This is a genomic window from Mucilaginibacter celer, assembly GCF_003576455.2.
Classification (GTDB): Bacteria; Bacteroidota; Bacteroidia; order Sphingobacteriales; family Sphingobacteriaceae; genus Mucilaginibacter; species Mucilaginibacter celer.
This window is the reverse complement of the sequence record NZ_CP032869.1, coordinates 6,724,169-6,745,534: the sequence shown is the minus strand read 5'-3', so window position 1 is coordinate 6,745,534 and position 21,366 is coordinate 6,724,169. Positions and strand designations below refer to the sequence as shown.

Below are 21,366 nucleotides of genomic sequence, written 5' to 3'. Positions count from 1 at the left end.
CTACATTACAACGTAAACCCTTTTAGATATTTAACCATATCCCTTACCGCCTCCTCTTGTGTAGTCATCTGTATAAAAGTATCAGGTTGCCTTAAACGCAAAAACTCAATCATAAACCAATAATTGTTTAAATGGATTGGCTCTATTTCATTCATGAGATCACAAGGACAAGAATGATTCGTTTTAAATACCTTTTGATAGATTTGGTTGTAATAATCAGCATTTACCTCCCATTCATTCTCATCCTCAAATTGCTCAACTGTTATTTCTGTTTGTATGCATGAGTCTATAAATATTGCTATTTGTTTATTCATGGAATAGGCAATCATTATTTCAGTTAATGTTCCAAATTGTTCAGCATTTTCAAGATATGCTATTAATAAATTGGATTGAGAAATCATTCTGAAATCTTCCTGTACCGTTTCAGATAAATAAATGCCTGAATGATCGCATCCCGCATATTCAGGATGAAAAAAGCCGATTTTCTTATTTAATGATGCTGTGTCACGTTCTAATTCTACTCGCCATTTAGTGATCGTTCCACGAACTGCCTCAGACGGCATTTTTCCTGCGGTATAAACTTGTAATTCTGATGTACTGCGAATAGAATAAACAAACTTATTTCGTTCTTCATTTTCGAAGTATCGTCTATATAAACTCGGTTGTCGTCGCAATTGATTTTCCAACCAATCAATATCAAAAATCAATATCTTGAATGGATATTGATTTTCGACGCCTTTAAGCCAATCATGTACATTTGGCTTAAGCGTATTCGTTAAAAAGATCGCATAATAATCGGGATTATGCATCCTTACTTTATTTAACTCCGATCCAATATTTTCTATCGTGATATTACTGGAAATGTACCTTTTACATTGAATTACCCAAGTCTGAATTTCTTTGGATCCATATAACAATATTGATACCTTATTTGCAATTATGTCTCTACCCCGATCTCCTGAACCGCCCATCCTTCGTATGTTATAGAAACCTTCAATTTCTATAATTTCAGAACAAAGCTGTTCAAATCTTTCTGGAGATATTTTATTCCAATCGGTCATTTTAATTCAATAATATTATTCTTTGGTAATCTACAAATTATAATAATTATCCAATAACACGAGTGATGCTTTTCAAGTATATTTCCCCTTCCCCCATCCCCCACAAAATCCCTATCTTTGCCTCCACATAAATTACCCACTATGCTAAAAGGATTTTTTAATGTTCCGGCTCCGGTTAATGAGCCCGTATTGAATTACGGTCCGCGGAGTTTGGAGCGTGTTGCGTTGAAGGCAGCTTTGGAGGCTGGTCGCGCGCAGCAGATTGATATACCTATGTACATTGGCGGCAAGGAAGTGCGCACTAACACTAAACTGGAAATCCGTCCGCCGCATGATCATAAACACTTGCTGGCTACCTTCAGCGAGGGCGACGCGAGCCATGTTACCGCCGCTATTGATGCTGCTCTTGCAGCCAAAGCGGATTGGGAAAACCTGGCCTGGGAGCAACGTGCAGCCATTTTCCTGAAAGCTGCAGATTTAGTTGCCGGTCCATACCGTGCCGAAATTAACGCGGCTACCATGCTTGGTCAATCAAAAAATGCCTACCAGGCTGAGATAGATTCTGCTTGCGAGTTTATTGACTTCCTGCGTTTCAACGTAGAATACATGACCGAAATCTACAAACAACAGCCACCAGTATCTGGCAAAGGGGTTTGGAACCGTGTGGAGCAACGCCCACTGGAAGGTTTCGTGTTCGCGTTAACTCCGTTCAACTTTACGGCTATTGCGGGTAACCTGCCTGCATCTGCTGCCATGATGGGTAATGTAGTGGTTTGGAAACCTGCCTATCCGCAGATCTATGCCGCCAACGTAATCATGAAGATATTTAAAGAAGCCGGTGTACCAGATGGCGTTATCAACTTAATTTATGTTGATGGCCCTGTTGCTGGCGAGGTGATCTTCAACCACCCCGATTTTGCAGGCATCCACTTTACAGGCTCAACCAAAGTATTCCAGAACATCTGGCAAACTATTGGTACCAATATCCACAAATACAAAACCTACCCACGCATTGTAGGCGAAACCGGCGGAAAAGACTTTGTGCTTGCCCACCCAAGCGCCAATGCCGACGTAGTGAGCACCGCCCTTGTTCGCGGCGCGTTTGAATACCAGGGACAAAAATGTTCGGCGGCTTCACGCGCCTACATCCCGGCTTCGCTATGGCCTGCCGTTAAAGAAAACATGCAGCGCGATATCACTTCGTTTAAAATTGGCCCGGTAGAGGATTTTGAAAATTTTGTAAACGCCGTAATCACCGAAGTATCGTTTGATAAACTCGCCAAATACATCGATGCTGCCAAAGCAGATGAAGGTGTTGAAGTTGTTGCCGGTGGTAACTACGATAAATCGCAAGGCTGGTTCATTGAGCCTACCGTATTAAAAGTTGAAGATCCATACTACGTAACCATGTGCGAAGAGCTTTTTGGCCCGGTACTTACTGTTTACGTTTATGAGGATGACAAATTTGACGAGATCCTTGAGGTAGTAGATAAAACTTCTATCTATGCGCTTACAGGCTCAATTATCTCGCAGGATAGGTATGCTATTGAGAAAGCTACCACCCGTTTACGCAACGCGGCAGGTAACTTCTACATCAACGATAAACCTACAGGCGCGGTAGTTGGTCAGCAGCCATTTGGCGGCGCCAGAGGATCGGGCACTAATGACAAAGCCGGATCGATGATCAACCTGTTGCGTTGGGTATCTCCACGTACCATTAAAGAAACTTTTGATCCGCCGAAGGATTACAGGTATCCGTTTTTGGCGAAGGAGGTTTAATTTAGATCATAGATAATGGTTCATAGTTCATAGCAAAATGCAATGTACCATGAACCATTTTTATTTTAACGCGGTTGATGCTATGATCTATGAACCATCAACCATGAACTCTCTTCTATTTAAACTTAAACACCGCATCCATATTTTCATTGCTGGAGGTGCTTACTTTCATATCATTAATAACACCTGTACTCAGGCTGTAAACCCAACCATGTACAGAAAGCGGCTGGCCGTTTTTCCAGGCGTTTTGCACGATGGATGTTTTGCAGAGGTTGTTCACGTTCTCAATCACGTTTAGTTCCACCAGGCGGTTGCTGCGGTCGGTTTCGTTTTCAATGGCGTCGAGCTCGTCTGCGTGTAAACGGTAAACGTCTTTAATGTGGCGCAGCCAGTTATCAATCAGGCCGAACTGGTTGTTACCCATGGCGGCGTTTACACCACCGCAACCGTAGTGACCTGTTACTATTACGTGTTTTACTTTCAATACGTTCACCGCGTAATCCAGTACAGATAACATGTTCATATCCGAGTGGATCACCATGTTGGCTATGTTACGGTGTACAAAAATCTCGCCCGGGGCGGTATTGGTAATCTGGTTGGCGGGTACGCGGCTATCGGCGCAACCAATCCAAAGCACAGGCGGTTTTTGACCGTTGGCAAGTTTATCAAAGTATTCCGGATCTTCGGCTAAGGCACCGGCGATGAACTTTTTGTTTCCTTCCAGCAGGCCTTCGTAGGTGATGTGGCTGGTGTCGTGAATTTCAGAACTCATAGTTTAATGATTGATGTTTTAAGATGCGGTTTGGCGTTTGCCCGCTGCAAACATACGGCTTAGTTTATGCAAAGCAAGGGGCGAAACATCATAATACATAATGGTGAGCAAAATTAACGGGATGAAGTAAAATATGGTAAACTCGTACAGGTTAAAAAAGTAACCGCCAACCAGTCCTCCAAATAAATAAAAACCCAACACGGTGCACCTGATCAGGATTTTATTCTCCACGGGTTTAACATCTTTAGTAGTAGGATGAAAACGCTCGGCCACCTCGCTACCCAAATCAGTAAACAAACCTGTTAAATGGCTTGATTTGATCAGTCCGCCGGAGATATTGGACACCAAACTATTTTGCAAACCCATCGAAAATAAAATGGCGCAAATTACTATCTCGCGCTCGGTATCAGTTTCCTTGTAAAAATTATGCCCGTAAACGGCAACTGCCAGCAGTATAATAGCCTCAATTACCATAGGGGTTGAATTTGCCCGCCACCTGCTTTTATCACTAAACGAGCGGATAATAAAACTCGATACAAATGCCCCGGCAAAAAACATCAGCAACCACACCACAAAAATGATCATCTGGTGATAGTTCTGCTCCACAATGTGCTTGGCCAGGTTTGCCACATGCCCGGTAACGTTGGATGTAAAAACCAAAAAGGCCAGCATCCCTGCCACATTGGTAACACCGGCTACAAAGGCGGTTGATGAGGCCAGCATCAGGTTTTCTTTTAGGGTACGTTGGTCTTTTACTGCTTTAAGCATAGCTATTTTATTACCCCGGGGGCTTAGTTAAATTTACAAAAAACTTAACCGTATGGAGCCGTGCTTGTTTGAGGCTACAGATGTTATTTTAAACAGAGGAGGAGTAAAAACTCTAAAAACGCATTATGAAGTTTCAGACTCCATGCAGCCAGCATCTTGAATAAAGTTTATTTATTGTTTACAATGTTGATTTTATTGATATTTATAAGCTAAACTTTTCACATGTTAAAGACAATCAAATCTATTTGCAGTAAGAAAGGAGAATGTCATGAGACGGCGTAGAAATCAAATCTCCTACAATCCATTCAAATGGATTAATAACAATCAATCCACCGCTCAAACTTATACCAATATAATTGCAACATTCGTTACTCTTATAGCTCTCATAATAACTGTACATTATTCAAATAAAGGTATAGAGGAAAGTGAAAAGTCAAATAACAGTGCAAAGGAGCAATTAATATTGGCTCAACAACAATATGAATTATCTAAGCAAGAGATAGAAAGATCCAAGAAAAATGAGTTAGAGCGAGACAAGAAACAAGCTGCAGATGAAAAGCAAGAACAAACTCATAAATATTTTGACTCTATAAGAATACATCGCAATGATTCATTTCAAATAGTAAGTTTCGCTCAACAGGCTCTTATTAATAAACAACAACTAAAGGCGATATCAAAGCAAGCGGAAACAGCTGAAGCTCAATTTAATTTACAAGAACGACAATCCGCCGATATTTATGAGAGAAATAAAGCTATTTTCACGATTGATTCTGTAATTATAAATCGAAGCAGAGCCACCACTCCCTTAGTTTCATTTCGAATACGAAACACCGGTAACCTTTGGGCACATGCAGACAGTATTCGAATAAGTGTTTTTAATCCGTCTTTTCTTTACTTCAACACTCAACTTAATAATACAAACGCAGATCTTAGCCCGAATATGTTGGAAATAAAAACAGGAGGGTTACCTGTTTATAAAGATTACATTGACCTGAACGATACATTTTATTGCATAATAATCTACCATTATGACACTGCAAATAAAATTGAAAAAGGAATTCCGGCATTCTTTAGATATTCCTTTGACTCCAAAAACCGCTTTACTCTTCTACCAGCACCTGCCGAAATGATAAATAGCTTCAGTATCGAAATGAACAAAAGAGGTATAAAAAGATAGCATACCGGAGAATTAATTGATTTTCTAATTCCCAACCGTTTGAAGTCTCCGACTTCAAACTAACTATGCCCGGAGTTTGCAACTCCGGTGAGGGGCAAAAAAAATCCCGGCCACTTCCTGTTAGCCGGGATCAACTTAACAATCAAACCTCCCTCCGCCCCTTACAGCGTAGGAAGCACTGATCAAATTATATTTTAGTGTGCAGCTACCGCTTCAACATTTAAATCATATACATAACCTAAATTATCGGGGCTGCTGCTGGTTACTTTCAAATCTTTCACCAAACCGCTGGCCAGGTCAATTACCCAACCATGCACTTCCAGGTCGTGGCGCTCTTTCCACGCGTTTTGGATAATGGTGGTTTTGCACAGGTTGTAAACCTGCTCGGTAACGTTCAGCTCAACCAGGCGGTTAACGCGGGTTGTTTCGTCGGTAATGCGGTCAAGCTCGTTGGCGTGTAAACGGTATACGTCTTTAATATGGCGCAGCCAGTTATCAATCAGGCCAAATTGTTTGTGGCTCATGGCGGCGGCTACGCCACCGCAACCGTAATGGCCTGCAACAATTACGTGTTTTACTTTAAGCACGTTTACGGCATAGTCAAGCACGCTCAGCATGTTCATGTCTGAGTGTACGCATACGTTGGCAATGTTGCGGTGTACAAACACTTCGCCGGGTTTGGTGCCGGTTACCTCGTTTGCAGGTACGCGGCTGTCTGAGCAGCCTATCCACAGCACTTCCGGGCTTTGGCCTTTGGCCAGGTTTTTGAAAAATTCGCCGTCTTCGGCCAGTTTACGCTCAACCCAGGCAGCATTGTTTGCTATTAATTTATTGTAGCTGTTTGATTGCGCTAACCTGATTTCGCTGATATTTATCGCGGCTTTGCCGTTTTTGTTTTCTTGTGTCGACATTGTTTTTTGTTTTTTAGTTGGGGTTATAAACCAGTTCTTTTAAAGGAGGTACATCGTACTTTTCCTTTACATCCTGTAATTGCACTATAATGCCTTTGGTGTAGGCATTGTGCTTGTAATTATGAATGATCTCCAGCACATCCGGATCGATATATCTCGAGTTGGATCCGTCAATCAGCACTTCGCTGCCCTGCGGTAGGCTGGTAAGCGTTACCTGTATGGCAGCCTTGTTCAGGAAGGATACTTCCTCGGCCAGCTTCAGTTTGATCACTTCTTTGCTGCCGTTCTTTTCAATCCGGTAGAAGTACGGGTTACGCAGGTTTGTACGCAGAATATAAAAGATCCCTACCAGCATACCTATACCTACACCGATGAGCAAATCGGTCATTACTACGGCTACAATGGTTACCACGAAAGGGATAAACTGGCTCAAGCCCTGGTGCCACATGTGCTTGAACAGGCTTATACGAGCCAGTTTATACCCAGTCATCAGCAGGATCGCTGCCAGGCACGACAGCGGGATATGGTTAATCAAGGCCGGAATTGCCAGTAATGCAACCAATAACAGTATACCATGTATAATAGCGCTCATTTTTGTACGCGCGCCGGAGTTTACGTTAGCCGATGAACGTACGATAACCGCCGTCATGGGCAGGCCGCCAAGCATACCGCTTACTATATTGCCCACGCCCTGGGCAAGCAACTCGCGGTTGGTTGGCGAAATACGTTTAATAGGGTCAATCTTATCTACCGCTTCCAAACTCAGCAGGGTTTCTAAACTGGCCACAATGGCAATAGTAGCGGCCGTTATCCAAACCTGTTTATTGCCTATCTGGCTAAAATCCGGCGATTTGAACAGCGCGAAAAACTCGGCGCTGCTGTTTACCAGCGGAATACGTACAAACTGTTTATCAAGCAAGGCAAGCCCCGTTCCCGAAAACGCAAGGCTTAAACCAATACCGGCCACTACCACCAGCAAAGGGGCAGGTACTATAGCCAGCTTTTTAAATTTAGGCCAGTAGATCATGAATGCCAATGATACGAGGGCAATGATCACCGCGCCGTAATTTATTCGGGCGAAGGCCCGCGTTATACCCGAAAAAGTATTATGCTCGTCGGCCTGGCTAAAGCCTTCATCGCCTTCAAAATCCGCATCATAACCAACAGCGTGAGGGAACTGTTTCATGATGAGGATAATACCTATCGCCGCCAGCATCCCCTCAATAACCGATGAAGGGAAATAATTGGCGATGGTACCGGCCTTGATCAACCCAAGGATGATCTGGATGACACCTGCTATAACAATAGCTAATAAAAAGGTATCGTAAGCACCAAGCGAGTGGATCCCGTTTAATACGATGACCGTTAAACCCGCCGCCGGACCGGCAACACTTAATTGTGAACCGCTAAGCGTACCCACAACAATGCCACCGATAATACCGGTTAAAATACCGGAAAAAAGCGGCGCGCCCGAGGCCAGCGCTATACCTAAACATAGCGGCAACGCCACCAGGAATACTACGATACTTGACGGAATGTCCCTTTTTAAATTTTTGGACAAAAAATATTTTTTCAGGTTGAGATTGCCCATAGCAGACTCACCTTGCTTGATTTGCATAAGAATGAAATTGTAAGATTGTTAAAATGATTAAAAAGCGTTGCAATCCGGATAGGGAAGTATCCGGTTAAATCATTTTATACGTTTGGAGGGGGCGTGGGTACTACAGGGTGATAAACCTGTTTATATAGTGCGTTTTCCTGGTTATGGAGAACCTTGGATTCGGTAATGTAAGTGATGAAATTGATGGTGTGAAAGTCGTACTCATCGAAGGTTTTTTTCTCCTTCATCAGGTCTTTCTCTGGGCTGTCTTTTTCAGTTTTGCTTTCCTGCTCCAACTGAAGGATTACCGCGCTCACCGTTTTATTATCCAGGAATAAAAATACCGGTGCAAGCGAAATGCCCATCTTCACAACGAAGACAGCCATAAAAAGAGCCACCACCCATATTTTGTTATTCCTGATTTTCATCCAACACAAATATATAAAAAAATGCTTTGTAATAGTTGTAACGTAGCGTTAAAAGCTAATGTTACAATTTAATTACTATTTTTAGCTAATTACCAATAACCCGAATTGTGGACAAAAAGCTTGAACTATTACGCGCCAAACGTGAAGAAGCCATGCAGGGCGGCGGCGCACACCGCATTGAAAGTCAGCATAAAAAAGGAAAATTAACCGCCCGCGAGCGGTTGCACTTTTTACTGGATGAAGGCTCGTTCCAGGAGATTGGCATGCTGGTGACCCACCGCTCTGTCGACTTCGGGATGGAGAAAGAAAAATATCCGGGCGATGGTGTTGTTACCGGCTATGGCACCGTAAACGGCCGTTTGGTGTATGTTTTCTCGCAGGATTTTACCGTATTCGGCGGCTCGCTGTCCGAAACCCATGCCGAAAAAATCTGCAAAGTGATGGATCTGGCGCTTAAAAACGGCGCACCATTCGTTGGGCTCAATGATTCGGGCGGGGCACGGATACAGGAGGGTGTGGTATCATTAGGTGGCTATGCCGATATTTTTTACCGAAATACCATGGCCTCGGGCGTTATCCCGCAAATATCGGCCATTATGGGCCCATGCGCGGGAGGCGCGGTTTACTCACCTGCCATTACCGATTTTATTTTGATGGTTGAGCATACCTCGTACATGTTTGTAACCGGGCCTAATGTGGTTAAAACAGTAACACATGAAGAAGTAACTTCTGAAGAACTGGGCGGCGCGCATACCCATGCTACCAAATCGGGGGTTACGCATTTTGCCTGCGCTAACGAGATTGCCGCGATTCAGCACATTAAACAGTTGCTGAGTTATATGCCGCAAAATTGCGAAGACAAAGCGCCATCCCTTCATTACGAAACCGGTAATGAAACCAGGCCCGAATTAAATTCGCTGTTGCCTCCGGCCCCATCTACCCCTTACGACATCCGCGAGGTTATTGATCATGTGATAGATAAAGACTCATTTTTAGAAGTACATAAAGATTTTGCCGAAAACCTGGTGGTTGGCTTCGCACGGCTGGCAGGCAGAAGCATTGGCATTGTTGCTAATCAGCCTGCATTTTTAGCAGGTGTACTGGACATTCATTCCTCAACCAAAGGTGCCCGCTTTGTCCGTTTTTGCGATTGCTTCAATATCCCGCTGCTGGTGTTTGAAGATGTACCTGGCTTTTTACCCGGCACAGATCAGGAATGGAATGCCATCATCACCAACGGAGCTAAGTTGTTATACGCCTTTTGCGAGGCTACCGTTCCTCGTGTTACCGTAATCACACGCAAGGCCTATGGTGGCGCTTATGATGTAATGAATTCCAAACACATCGGTGCCGATATGAACTTTGCCTGGCCATCGGCCGAGATTGCCGTAATGGGTGCCAAAGGTGCTGCCGAGATTATTTTTAAACGGGAGATAGGCAAAGCAGACAACCACGAGGCCAAATGGTTGGAAATGGAACAGCTATACTCCGATACCTTTGCCAACCCCTACCGCGCTGCCGAACGTGGCTTTATTGATGAGGTAATTGAACCCGCCGAAACGAGGGTTAAACTGATCCAGGCATTTAAAATGCTGGAAAATAAAGTGGTGAATAACCCGAGGAAGAAGCATGGGAATATTCCTTTGTAGGAGGAGGTGAAAGGCGAAAGGTTAAAGGCACCTGTACCAAGAAACGTCATTGCGAGGCACGAAGCAATCCCCGATTAGCAGGTCCGCCCTGTATAGTTCGCGATTGCTTCGTGCCTCGCAATGACGTTTTTTTTTTGATATTCAATCTTTATAGGTATATCCCACTGCTAAAAATTTAGCACTTTCAAAAAAAACCTTTTACCTTTCGCCTTTATCCTTTTACCTCAAAAATGATTACCATCGAACAAATCCGTCCCGAACTTACCTGGCGCTTACGGCAGCGGGTATTATATCCCGAAAGGAAATTGTATGAAATGGAGATGGACGAGGATAATTATGGCTACCACTTCGCCGCCTTTAAGGATAATGACATTATAGCCGTGGTATCCTTATTTAAAAAAGAGGATGACTGGCAGTTTCGCAAGTTTGCAGTTGATTCGGGTTTGCAAAACATGGGGATAGGTAAGGCAATGCTTCAACATATTACCGATTTCGCCATTACAGGCGGCGGAACCCGGCTCTGGTGCAATGCCCGTGATACCGCCATCGGCTTTTATTTAAAATACGGTTTTACCCACACGGGGCAGCTCTTTTCAAAAAACGGGTTTAATTACGAGATCCTCGAAAAGCGGCTTATTCCTTCATCAAATCAACAATAATAGCCTTAGCATAATTATTAGGTTGCTTTTGCTGGGAGATCTTGGCTACCTCAAGCGCAGCCTCAATATCTCCCTGTGCTTCGTAAACCACAGCCAGGTTATAGGCTGCCCTGCTGGCCAGTTTGGTATCGGCACCGTCAATTAGCGGGTTCAGAATCTGGAAAGCTTTATCAAACTTTCCGGCTTTAATCAAATCTACCGAGGTTTGAAGCTGATCGCCATTGGTGTACAACGGCCTGTCGTGATAATCGGTATAGGGGAGATAATCTTTAAGGGCATCCAAAGCCGAGTTTTTAATAGCATCAAACAGCGGGCCGCCATGCGCCAGCAAGCTCGAAGCACTGCCGTAAGCGCTATCATCCTCAACCGGGGCTTTACCCTGCAGCTTTTTAAAATAAATGCCATTTGCTTCGGTTAACAAAAATGTGGTATTGATAACCGTGGTACGGTAAACCATAGGCTGCCCGTTATAATATTCTCTTTCCCAAACAGTTTCGCCCTTAAAATCCTCAAACGAAAGCACATAGCGCGCTTTATATTTTTTGGCAATTGCTTTAACCGAATCGGTATTGGCCGCAAAATTTACCGAATCGACCAATTGTACAACCTTTACCCCCGGCAAAGCATGCAATTGCAGCGCAACATTGCTTATTGCGGTGTAAGCACCGGCTTTAAAAGTAGCCAGCACCTTTTTATTGCGGGTTCGGGTTGAGTCGGGCAGGTAATGGTTGATGAGCACAATGGTAGTGCGGCCGGTATGGAACTGCATTTTAGGAGCATAATCAACCGGAACGTTTACATATTGGGGCACGCTGCACGAGGCTAAAAAACCGGCAGCAAACAGTACCATGATAAACTTAAACAATTTCACTTTAGTAGTTTTAATAGTTGCGAAAGGTAAAACATAAGCATGAATGCATCATGAAAAGCAAGTCATTTTTTTAGATCCTAACATGCAAATGCAATTATTGTGACTGAATATTTTTAAAAACGTTTAATGATGATTTAATAAAATATTGCCTACACGACACAAGTCACGCAACGCGCTGACCCATCACACAAGACTTGCGCCAAAAATGTGGTAAGGTTTTCTTTTCTCTCCCGGTGGTCGTGTCCTCACGACCGTTTGCCTGTGATTCAGACAAATAATATTTAAGGGTTGCCGCCTATCCTTTATCACTTTTATATCCCCTGTAATTTTACCTCAATATCATCAGCTTTATTATATTTGCTGTATAACATAACAGGTTAAATATTAACATGGCTAAAAAGAAAACTGACGCCCCACAGCATAATCCCGTTGTAAACGAAACTTCACTCGCCTTTTTCGAAAAATATATCAATAACCCCTCGCCCACTGGTTTTGAATGGAAGGGGCAGGAGCTTTGGCTGGAATATTTAAAGCCATACATCGATACACATTACGTTGATAACTACGGTACCGCGGTTGGTATAATAAACCCCAAGGCCGATTACAAGGTAGTTATTGAAGCGCATGCCGACGAAATTTCCTGGTTTGTAAACTATATCACCAATGATGGTTTGATCTACGTGATCCGCAACGGCGGTTCAGACCACCAGATAGCGCCCTCAAAACGGGTAAATATCCATACCGATAACGGTGTGGTAAAAGCAGTTTTTGGCTGGCCTGCCATTCACACACGCCTCGCCGGCGATAAGGAAGAGGCCCCTACCCTTAAAAATATCTTTTTAGATTGCGGCTGCACCTCTAAGGAAGAAGTTGAAAAATTGGGCATCCACGTAGGCTGCGTAATCACTTACGAGGATGAATTCATGATCCTGAACGACAGGTATTATGTTGGCCGTGCTTTGGATAACCGTGCCGGCGGCTTCATGATTGCCGAGGTTGCCCGTTTGCTGAAGGAAAACAACGTAACGCTTCCGTTTGGTTTATATATTGTTAATGCCGTACAGGAAGAGATTGGTTTACGCGGCGCCGAAATGATAGCCCACAAAATAAAACCAAACGTAGCCATTGTTACCGATGTTACGCATGATACCCAAACGCCGATGATCAATAAAATTACCCAGGGCGATTTGGCCTGCGGTAAAGGCCCGGTAGTGTCGTATGCTCCGGCGGTGCAAAACAACCTGAATAAGCTGCTTATCGAAAGCGCTCAAAAGGCGGGGATTCCTTTCCAGCGCCAGGCCTCATCGCGCTCTACAGGTACCGATACCGATGCCTTTGCCTATTCGAATGATGGCGTACCTTCGGCCCTCATCTCGCTTCCGCTGCGTTATATGCACACAACGGTTGAGATGATCCATAAAGAGGATGTTGATAACGTGATCAGGATGATTTATGAGGCACTGCTTAATATTAAAGCGGGCCAGGATTTCAGGTATATCAAATAATAAAATACGTAAATTGTAAAACAATTAAGGCAAAATTTTATTCCCCCTTATAAACAAACAGTAAGCAGTAAATCACATTAAGCAATATCCCAGATCTATCTTATGAAACCCACCTTATTAATATTGGCAGCCGGAATGGCCAGCCGCTATGGCAGCATGAAGCAGGTTGACGGCTTTGGCCCCAACGGCGAAACCATTATTGATTATTCGATATATGATGCTATAAAAGCCGGCTTTGGCAAAGTGAGCTTCATTATCCGCGAGGAGTTTGCCGAAAATTTTAAAGCTATCTTCGAACCTAAGCTGGCCGGCCGTATCGAAACAGATTACGTATTTCAGAGCTTCGACCTTAAGCCATTTGGTATCGATAAAGAAATTGAACGCGCCAAACCATGGGGTACAGCCCATGCTGTTTTAGCAGCCCGCAACCAGGTTAACGAACCGTTCTGCGTAATTAATGCCGACGATTATTATGGTTATGATTCGTTCGAGAAAATGGCCAAATTTTTAACCACCGAGGTTAAAGATGATCTGTACTCGCTGGTAGGTTATCAAATTGACCGTACTTTATCTGATTACGGCTCAGTATCGCGCGGTGTGTGCGAGGTTAATGCCGAGGGCAACATGGTTGAAATTAACGAGCGTACCGAGGTTTACTTTAAAGAAGACGGCAGCGTAGCTTACAAAGACGCCACTGGCGAGCATCCGCTTCCTAATGATACCCGCGTATCCATGAATTTCTGGGGCTTTACTCCGGCCATATTTAAACAAAGTGAGCAAATGTTTGTGGATTTTGTGGCTGCTAACGAAAACAATCCAAAAGCAGAGTTCTTTATCCCGCTTGCTGCCGATAAATTAATTAAAGATGGTACAGCCGCATTTAAGGTGATCCCGACCGGCTCAAAATGGTTTGGCGTTACTTATAAAGAAGATAAGCCGATTGTTCAGAAAAGCATTTCTGATTTGGTAGCCAACGGCGTATATCCCGAAAAACTTTGGGACTAAATATTTAGCTTTTCCCCTTAAAACAAAAACTCCCGCCGGCTAACCGGACGGGAGTTTTTATTTATATGCTTATCTCAGTTTATTCCTGTACAATAAAAAATGATTGCTGGTCGCCATCGTGGTAAATGTGCAGGGTTTTGGTAACCACCTGGTTGTTTGATTTAATCTCAATTTTATAATCACCGTCGGCAAGTTCGCTCAACACATAGCCTTTAGCGGCATCGGTTTTGGTTGATACGTAGTCCTTTAATAAAAGCTCGTTTTCTTTATTATAAACGCGCACAAATGATTTGCCGGTAGCTGATTTGGCAAAATCCATTTTAATGCCGCGGTCGTTACCCAACACGCTGAAGCTTACAACTTCTTTGGCTTTTGGTGTAACATCGGCAGCTTTGGCGGCTGTAGCAGCAAAAACACCTGCGCTTAATAACAAAAATAATGCTGATAATTTTATTGAGGTTTTCATGATTTTGAATATTTAAAATGTTGTTGATATTGTGTGTTTGTTATTTCAATGATCAAATGAACAACATTATTTTCACCTGCTAAAAAGCGTTATACCAGCGCCTTAAACTTATAGACCAATAGCTCAAAGCATTCGGCAAACGCCAAAAAAGCATTAATTATCAATATTTTACGGGTTTATCGAAAGATTATAGGAGTTTATCGGGTGGATTGGGCGGTTGGTCGGGAATGGGGCAGAAACCATCTGAGAAGTGTCATTAATCCGATAGTTAACTAAGTTAAAAATACCCCGGAGGGGTAACGTGTTTATAGAACAACAAATGAACGAATTTTAGGGCTCCATAGGAGCCACGTACCGTCGGTTTGCTAAAGCGATTTTCCCGTAGAAATTACCATAATGATAATAATCCTTATTATATTGGCTTGAACATTCTAACCATGGCCAATACCTTTTCACAGATTTATCTTCAATTTGTTTTTGCCGTTAAAGGCAGGGAGAGCCTCATCTCAAAAAATAACAAGTAGGAATTACATAAATATATTACGTCGCTGGTCCAAGCCCGCGGTGTAAAATTAATTGCGATAAATTGCATGCCCGATCATATACACCTTTTTGTAGGCTTTAAACCAACCATATTAATTTCCGATTTTGTTAAGGAGATCAAGGTGCAAAGCAATGAATTTATTAATAGTAAACAGTGGATGCGAAGACGATTTAAATGGCAGGAAGGATATGGTGTTTTCTCCTACTCACACTCGCATATCAATTTGGTTGTTAATTATGTTCAAAACCAGGAAATCCATCATCAGAAAAAAACATTCAAACAGGAATATATGGGATTGTTAAAGAAATTCGAAATTCCGTTTGAAGATGAATATTTGTTTGATTTTATTGAGCAATAATTTGTTGTTGATAAACCGGCATGGCGTAGAACGAGGCACCTACGGAGCCGAGAAACCTCTCTCATATTTGCTATAAACACGGTACCCCCATGGGGTTAAAGCCCAAACCAGCAATGCTTTTATTTCAATTTGCTTAACGACTCCGTTAGGAGTCAAGTGTTTATAGATCCGTTGCGAAAACTATTTTCGGCTCCGAAATTCCATTTGAAGAGAATTATTTGTTTGATTTTATTGAACAATAATGTATTATTTATAAGCCAGCATGGCGTAGAACGCAGCACCTACGGAGCCGAGAAACATCCCTCACGTTTGCTATAAACACGGTACCTCTACGGGGGTTGAAGCAGCAATCAGTCACAACAATGCATCAAGATATATTTCAATCCGCTTAGCGACTCCATGGGAGTCATGTGTTTATAGCATATTCACCACAACATTTTTCGGCTCCGTAGGTGCCGCGTTCTACGCCATGCTACCCTCATATTCCCTCAACACAAAAAAGCCCGGTCTGGAACTAACCAAACCGGGCTTTTATATTATCGAAATAAAATTATTTCACTTCTTCAAAATCAACATCGGTAACTGTATCCGAATTATCCTGCGGACCTGCACCTGGCTGGCCATCAGCTGGCGCGCCTTGTGCACCGCCCTCAGCAGCTTTGTACATATCTTCAGATGCAGCAGTCCACGCTGTGTTGAGCTCTGTTTGTGCAGCTTCAATAGCGTCAAAGTTTTTAGCTGAGTAAGCTTCTTTCAATTTAGCTAAACCAGCTTCAATAGGCGCTTTTTTATCAGCAGGGATCTTATCGCCATACTCTTTCAGTTGTTTTTCTGTCGAGAAGATCAGGGCATCGGCACCGTTCAGTTTTTCAACTTCTTCTTTTGCCTTTTTGTCAGCATCAGCATTAGCTTCAGCTTCATCTTTCATCTTTTTGATCTCGGCATCAGTTAAGCCCGAAGAAGCTTCGATACGGATTTTTTGCTCTTTACCTGTAGCTTTATCTTTTGCAGACACATGTAGGATACCGTTAGCATCAATATCGAAAGTTACTTCAATTTGAGGCACACCGCGAGGTGCTGGTGGAATACCATCCAGGTGGAAACGGCCGATAGTACGGTTACCCGCAGCCATTGGGCGCTCACCTTGTAATATGTGGATCTCAACAGATGGCTGGCTGTCGCTGGCAGTTGAGAAAGTTTCAGATTTTTTAGTAGGGATGGTAGTGTTTGATTCGATCAATTTAGTCATTACACCACCCATAGTTTCAATACCTAATGAAAGCGGGGTAACGTCTAACAACAATACATCCTTAACCTCACCGGTTAATACACCACCCTGAATAGCAGCACCGATAGCTACAACCTCATCAGGGTTAACACCTTTTGAAGGAGCTTTACCGAAGAATTTTTCAACAGCTTCCTGGATAGCAGGGATCCGGGTTGAACCACCTACCAAAATTACTTCGTCGATATCAGAAGTGTTTAAACCAGCATTTTTCAAAGCCGATTTACAGGGATCGATAGTACGTTTAATCAGGCTATCAGCCAGTTGCTCAAATTTAGCACGGCTTAAAGTTTTAACCAGGTGCTTAGGCATACCATCAACAGCAGTGATGTATGGCAGGTTAATTTCAGTTTGTGCTGAGCTTGATAACTCAATTTTAGCTTTCTCGGCCGATTCTTTTAAGCGTTGTAAAGCCATTGGGTCTTTACGCAGGTCTAAACCTTCGTCGCTTTTAAATTCTTCAGCCAACCAGTCGATGATTACCTGGTCAAAGTCGTCGCCACCTAAGTGCGTATCACCGTCGGTTGCTTTTACTTCAAAAACGCCATCGCCCAACTCCAGGATAGATACGTCATGCGTACCACCACCGCAGTCAAACACAGCAATTTTCATATCCTTGTGCGCTTTATCAAAACCGTAAGCCAAAGCAGCAGCAGTAGGCTCGTTAATGATACGACGAACTTTTAAGCCAGCAATTTCACCGGCTTCTTTAGTAGCCTGGCGCTGAGCATCGTTAAAGTAAGCAGGAACTGTAATAACCGCTTCAGTTACTTCAGTACCCAAAAAGTCTTCGGCAGTTTTCTTCATTTTTTGAAGGATCATGGCCGAGATCTCCTGAGGCGTATATTTACGGTCCCCAATTTCAACACGTGGAGTGTTGTTGTCACCTTTAACTACATTGTAAGGTACGCGGGCCGCTTCGCTTGTAACTTCACTAAACTGGTTACCCATAAAGCGTTTTATCGACGAAATGGTTTTTGTAGGGTTAGTGATAGCCTGGCGTTTTGCAGGATCACCAACTTTACGTTCGCCATTATCAATAAAAGCCACTACAGACGGCGTAGTACGTTTACCCTCGCTGTTAGCTATAACTACAGGCTCGTTGCCTTCCATTACAGCAACGCAGGAGTTGGTTGTTCCTAAGTCGATTCCAATTATTTTAGACATATATGATTGTTTTTTCTTTTTTGATTTATTGTTTAATTACCATTGCTGTTTATCAATGCCTGTGCCAATGTGCCAATGGCAGTAAAAATTGACTTTTATTGTCAGTTCACGAACAAGGCGGCAGATTGGCTTACATTGCAATGACAGGTTGGCAGAACCATTATAGGGTGAAAGGCGAAAGGTTAAGGGTGAAAGGATTCTTTTAGGCTTGTTAGTTGTCAGGATATCGCTTAACTTGACATCCAACTATAAACATTATCATGAAATACATCAGGGAAGGAAATGATCGTTTCGGCAAGGTGCTTTATACCATCGACGGTAATTATGTACGTAAAGGTCAGGGACATTTCGGCGATATTTTATATGCAATAGATGGCAAAATAGTAAAGCAAGGCCAGGGCATGTTTGGCGACGTGGTTTGCAATATTGATGATAACCTGATCAGGAAAGGGCGCAGCTTGTTTGGCGAGGTACTGTATAATATTGACAGAAACTTTGTGCGCGAAGGCCGGAGCAGGTTTGGGGATATTAAGTTTTATATTGATGAATAAGAAAATTGTCTGAACCGTAATTTATAGAATGAAGGAATTAACAGAATACAAAGCAAGTTCGAAAAATTCTTTAATTCGTTTAATTCGAGTTCAGACAAAAAGCGAATCCAACTGCAAACTGCCCACTCAAAACTGCCAACTGAACATGGGCGTTGCCTGCGGCCGGGCTATACGCTCATACCGCACAGGCCTTAGTCACAAGGCCGGTATCCGCTCCTATCTAATGCACTTTTCGTTTCCATAACGGGCTATGGGTTTTACCAAAAATCTATATTTTTATATCAACAAAAAAACCGCCTCTGTTACTCAACAAACCAAACAGGCATATCCCATTGCCTGGAATTGCATAACAAACAGCCTTAACTTATGGCTGTACATTCACTTTCAAAAAAAGCGAACTGAATTTTTATTGTTATTTAATTCCAAACACTACAATGTTTTTTATCCAATCGGAACGGCTTAAAATGCTGCCGTTAACTCATCAACAGCTATTACTGCTTAAACAAAACAGGCAAACTTTCGAACTATCCATAGGCTTAACGCCATCGGCCATGAACATCGATCCTTTTTATATCAAAGAGATCGATGACGCCTTTGATAATTTCTGGCTGCCCAACACCCTCGCCTATCCCGACAAATATCTTTGGTACACGGACTGGGAGATCATCCTCAAAAGCACCAATACTGTGGTTGGCGGAATGGGCTTTGCAGGGTATCCAAATGACCAGGGCGAGGCTGAAATTGGCTATATGATAGATGCCAATCAGCAAAACAAAGGTTTTGCTACAGAGGCTTTGCAACTGCTCTCTAACTGGGCGTTTACACACAATTTTGTAAAGACTATTATTGTGCGTACTTATGCTGATAACCTGTCATCGCGAAGGATTTTGGATAAGTGCGGGTTTGCGGTGAAAGAGGATGTGGATGGGTTGCTTACGTATCAATTGTCCAAATAGCCTTAGGGATCCTCCTCAACGCGTCATTGCAATGACGTGCTGGAGAGAATTGTTGCGGTTGTTAATAACCTTCGCGGCAAAGCACTATATATAAACAAAAGCGGCCCGCTCAAATGAGCGGGCCGCTTTTCAGTATCTGTTAAGCTGAATAATTAATTATTCGCCTTTTTCAGCGTTTTCTTCGTTTTCAGAAGTTGCAGGTGCTTCAGCAGCTGGTTCTTCTTTAACGTCTTCAACTACTACAGCTTCTTCTGCAACCGGAGCAGCAGTTTTAGCTTTTGCACCAGAACCACCACGACGACGGGTTGATTTCTTAGCAGGAGCAGCAGCATCGGCACCGTAAACAGTGTTGTAGTCAACAAGCTCGATGATTGCCATTTCAGCGTTATCGCCTAAACGGTTTTCTAACTTGATGATACGGGTGTAACCACCTGGGCGGTTAGCAATTTTTTCAGCAACCTCGCGGAACAAGATCGAAGTAGCATCTTTATCCTGCAGGTAGCTAAATACTGTACGACGTGAGTGCGTAGTATCGTTTTTTGATTTTGTTAAAAGTGGCTCAACATAACCGCGTAAAACTTTTGCTTTTGCTAATGTTGTAGTGATACGCTTGTGTAAAATAAGCGAAGTTGCCATATTAGCCAGCATCGCTTTGCGGTGGGCTGTAGTACGGCCTAAGTGATTGTTTTTGTTTCCGTGTCTCATTGTTTTATATATTTCACGTGCATACCGTTGGGCGAGAGGCTCAAGCCCTCGGAATTATGCTTTCGCTTAATTAATATTCGCACAAAAAATTAGAGGTTTGAGCTAAGAACTAATCTCTTATCTCAAACCTCTTATCTCTTATTATTCCTCGTCTAACTTAAATTTAGACAGATTCATACCAAAAGATAAACCTTTTGATTTAACCAGGTCCTGGATCTCTGTTAACGATTTTTTACCGAAGTTCCTGAATTTCAACATATCAGCAACGTCATACGATACTAAATCTGCCAGACTGCGGATATCAGCAGCTTTTAAGCAGTTAAGGGCACGTACCGACAGGTCAAGATCAACCAATTCGGTTTTAAGGATCTTGCGCATGTGCAGGATCTCTTCATCAACCTCTTTGGTTTCTTCCTTAGCCTGTGCTTCAAGCATCATGTTTTCATCGCTGAACAGCATGAAGTGTTGGATCAGGATTTTAGCTGCTTCTTTCAGAGCATCTTCCGGGTGGATCGAACCATCGGTAGCAATATCCAATACTAATTTTTCATAGTCGGTTTTTTGCTCAACACGATAGTTTTCGATAGTATATTTTACGTTTTTGATCGGTGTATAGATCGAATCGATAGCGATAACACCAACGTTAGCGTCAGGATTTTTATTCTCCTCGCTTGGTACGTAACCACGGCCCTTACCTACAGTAAGCTCAACTTCAAGCGTTACTGATGGGTCCATGTTGCAGAGTACCAGATCAGGATTTAATACAGTAAAGTTGTTTGAGAATTTGGTGATATCTCCAGCTCTAAATGCATCCTGGCCATTTACAATAACAAATATTTTCTCGCTGTCGCCAGATTCGCCTGTTTTCTTAAAACGAACTTGTTTAAGATTAAGGATGATCTCGGTTACGTCTTCAACAACACCCTTGATGGTTGAAAATTCGTGCGTAACTCCTGAAAAACGAACAGAAGTGATAGCAAAACCTTCAAGAGATGAAAGTAAGATACGACGCAGAGCATTACCAATGGTTACACCGAAACCTGGTTCTAACGGACGAAATTCAAACGTACCATCAAAATCATTTGCTTTCTGCATGATAACCTTGTCTGGTTTTTGAAATGCTAAAATTGCCATTTATATCCTTTATTT

Annotated in this window: 20 protein-coding genes; 9 read left to right on the top strand and 11 right to left on the bottom strand. The window is 42.8% G+C overall.

Going from position 1 to position 21,366, the window contains the following annotated elements; translation table 11 throughout:
* Window positions 1-5: 5 nt before the first annotated feature.
* Window positions 6-1,061: a restriction endonuclease gene (locus HYN43_RS28340; protein ID WP_119407194.1), complete on the bottom strand. Its 1,056-nt coding sequence runs from the start codon at window positions 1,059-1,061 to the stop codon at window positions 6-8.
* Window positions 1,062-1,202: 141 nt separating this feature from the next.
* Between HYN43_RS28340 and pruA the strand changes: the two genes are divergently transcribed.
* Window positions 1,203-2,840, top strand: coding sequence for an L-glutamate gamma-semialdehyde dehydrogenase (gene pruA, locus HYN43_RS28335; protein ID WP_119407193.1), 1,638 nt, complete (start codon window positions 1,203-1,205; stop codon window positions 2,838-2,840).
* A 115-nt stretch (window positions 2,841-2,955) separates the two neighbouring features.
* On the opposite strand, the gene can (HYN43_RS28330) is transcribed toward pruA, so the two are convergent.
* Window positions 2,956-3,612 (bottom strand): carbonate dehydratase, encoded by a 657-nt coding sequence (gene can, locus HYN43_RS28330; protein WP_119407192.1) that lies wholly within the window; start codon window positions 3,610-3,612, stop codon window positions 2,956-2,958.
* Window positions 3,613-3,630: 18 nt separating this feature from the next.
* Window positions 3,631-4,380: a YoaK family protein gene (locus HYN43_RS28325; protein ID WP_119407191.1), complete on the bottom strand. Its 750-nt coding sequence runs from the start codon at window positions 4,378-4,380 to the stop codon at window positions 3,631-3,633.
* A 268-nt stretch (window positions 4,381-4,648) separates the two neighbouring features.
* On the opposite strand from HYN43_RS28325, the gene HYN43_RS28320 reads away from it, so the two are divergent.
* Window positions 4,649-5,557 (top strand): hypothetical protein, encoded by a 909-nt coding sequence (locus HYN43_RS28320; RefSeq protein WP_119407190.1) that lies wholly within the window; start codon window positions 4,649-4,651, stop codon window positions 5,555-5,557.
* Window positions 5,558-5,751: 194 nt separating this feature from the next.
* Here the strand turns inward: HYN43_RS28320 and can (HYN43_RS28315) are convergent, their stop codons facing one another.
* From can (HYN43_RS28315) to HYN43_RS28305, 3 genes are all read right to left on the bottom strand, one after another.
* Window positions 5,752-6,468: a carbonate dehydratase gene (can, locus tag HYN43_RS28315; RefSeq protein ID WP_119407189.1), complete on the bottom strand. Its 717-nt coding sequence runs from the start codon at window positions 6,466-6,468 to the stop codon at window positions 5,752-5,754.
* A gap of 13 nt (window positions 6,469-6,481) precedes the next feature.
* A complete protein-coding gene (locus HYN43_RS28310) occupies window positions 6,482-8,086 on the bottom strand; it encodes a SulP family inorganic anion transporter (protein ID WP_425373710.1) in 1,605 nt (534 codons plus the stop codon).
* 77 nt (window positions 8,087-8,163) lie between these two features.
* Window positions 8,164-8,496, bottom strand: coding sequence for a hypothetical protein (locus tag HYN43_RS28305; protein ID WP_119407188.1), 333 nt, complete (start codon window positions 8,494-8,496; stop codon window positions 8,164-8,166).
* Window positions 8,497-8,603: 107 nt separating this feature from the next.
* On the opposite strand from HYN43_RS28305, the gene HYN43_RS28300 reads away from it, so the two are divergent.
* A complete protein-coding gene (locus HYN43_RS28300) occupies window positions 8,604-10,145 on the top strand; it encodes an acyl-CoA carboxylase subunit beta (protein WP_245447056.1) in 1,542 nt (513 codons plus the stop codon).
* A 230-nt stretch (window positions 10,146-10,375) separates the two neighbouring features.
* Entirely contained in the window at window positions 10,376-10,804 is a 429-nt protein-coding gene (locus HYN43_RS28295; protein WP_119407187.1) for a GNAT family N-acetyltransferase, read from the top strand.
* On the opposite strand, the gene HYN43_RS28290 is transcribed toward HYN43_RS28295, so the two are convergent.
* Complete coding sequence (locus HYN43_RS28290) at window positions 10,779-11,675, bottom strand: DUF6340 family protein (RefSeq protein WP_119407186.1); 897 nt, start codon at window positions 11,673-11,675, stop codon at window positions 10,779-10,781. The two genes, HYN43_RS28295 and HYN43_RS28290, sit on opposite strands and share 26 nt — an antisense overlap.
* A gap of 389 nt (window positions 11,676-12,064) precedes the next feature.
* On the opposite strand from HYN43_RS28290, the gene HYN43_RS28285 reads away from it, so the two are divergent.
* Together HYN43_RS28285 and HYN43_RS28280 are read left to right on the top strand one after the other, a co-directional pair.
* Complete coding sequence (locus HYN43_RS28285) at window positions 12,065-13,180, top strand: M42 family metallopeptidase (RefSeq protein WP_119407185.1); 1,116 nt, start codon at window positions 12,065-12,067, stop codon at window positions 13,178-13,180.
* Window positions 13,181-13,282: 102 nt separating this feature from the next.
* Complete coding sequence (locus tag HYN43_RS28280; protein ID WP_119407184.1) at window positions 13,283-14,185, top strand: nucleotidyltransferase family protein; 903 nt, start codon at window positions 13,283-13,285, stop codon at window positions 14,183-14,185.
* A gap of 79 nt (window positions 14,186-14,264) precedes the next feature.
* On the opposite strand, the gene HYN43_RS28275 is transcribed toward HYN43_RS28280, so the two are convergent.
* The gene (locus HYN43_RS28275; protein ID WP_119407183.1) at window positions 14,265-14,651 is read right to left on the bottom strand and encodes a hypothetical protein; all 387 of its coding nucleotides are present in this window, start codon (window positions 14,649-14,651) and stop codon (window positions 14,265-14,267) included.
* A 539-nt stretch (window positions 14,652-15,190) separates the two neighbouring features.
* On the opposite strand from HYN43_RS28275, the gene HYN43_RS28270 reads away from it, so the two are divergent.
* Entirely contained in the window at window positions 15,191-15,553 is a 363-nt protein-coding gene (locus tag HYN43_RS28270; RefSeq protein ID WP_205589995.1) for a transposase, read from the top strand.
* A gap of 550 nt (window positions 15,554-16,103) precedes the next feature.
* Here HYN43_RS28270 and dnaK read toward each other — a convergent pair.
* Window positions 16,104-18,005 (bottom strand): molecular chaperone DnaK, encoded by a 1,902-nt coding sequence (dnaK, locus tag HYN43_RS28265; RefSeq protein WP_119407182.1) that lies wholly within the window; start codon window positions 18,003-18,005, stop codon window positions 16,104-16,106.
* A 260-nt stretch (window positions 18,006-18,265) separates the two neighbouring features.
* Between dnaK and HYN43_RS28260 the strand changes: the two genes are divergently transcribed.
* The gene (locus HYN43_RS28260) at window positions 18,266-18,556 is read left to right on the top strand and encodes a hypothetical protein (RefSeq protein ID WP_119407181.1); all 291 of its coding nucleotides are present in this window, start codon (window positions 18,266-18,268) and stop codon (window positions 18,554-18,556) included.
* A 434-nt stretch (window positions 18,557-18,990) separates the two neighbouring features.
* Complete coding sequence (locus HYN43_RS28250) at window positions 18,991-19,512, top strand: GNAT family N-acetyltransferase (protein WP_119407179.1); 522 nt, start codon at window positions 18,991-18,993, stop codon at window positions 19,510-19,512.
* A 156-nt stretch (window positions 19,513-19,668) separates the two neighbouring features.
* Here the strand turns inward: HYN43_RS28250 and rplQ are convergent, their stop codons facing one another.
* Together rplQ and HYN43_RS28240 are read right to left on the bottom strand one after the other, a co-directional pair.
* A complete protein-coding gene (gene rplQ, locus HYN43_RS28245; RefSeq protein ID WP_119407178.1) occupies window positions 19,669-20,217 on the bottom strand; it encodes a 50S ribosomal protein L17 in 549 nt (182 codons plus the stop codon).
* 141 nt (window positions 20,218-20,358) lie between these two features.
* Entirely contained in the window at window positions 20,359-21,351 is a 993-nt protein-coding gene (locus HYN43_RS28240; RefSeq protein WP_119407177.1) for a DNA-directed RNA polymerase subunit alpha, read from the bottom strand.
* Between the last annotated feature and the right edge of the window lie 15 nt (window positions 21,352-21,366).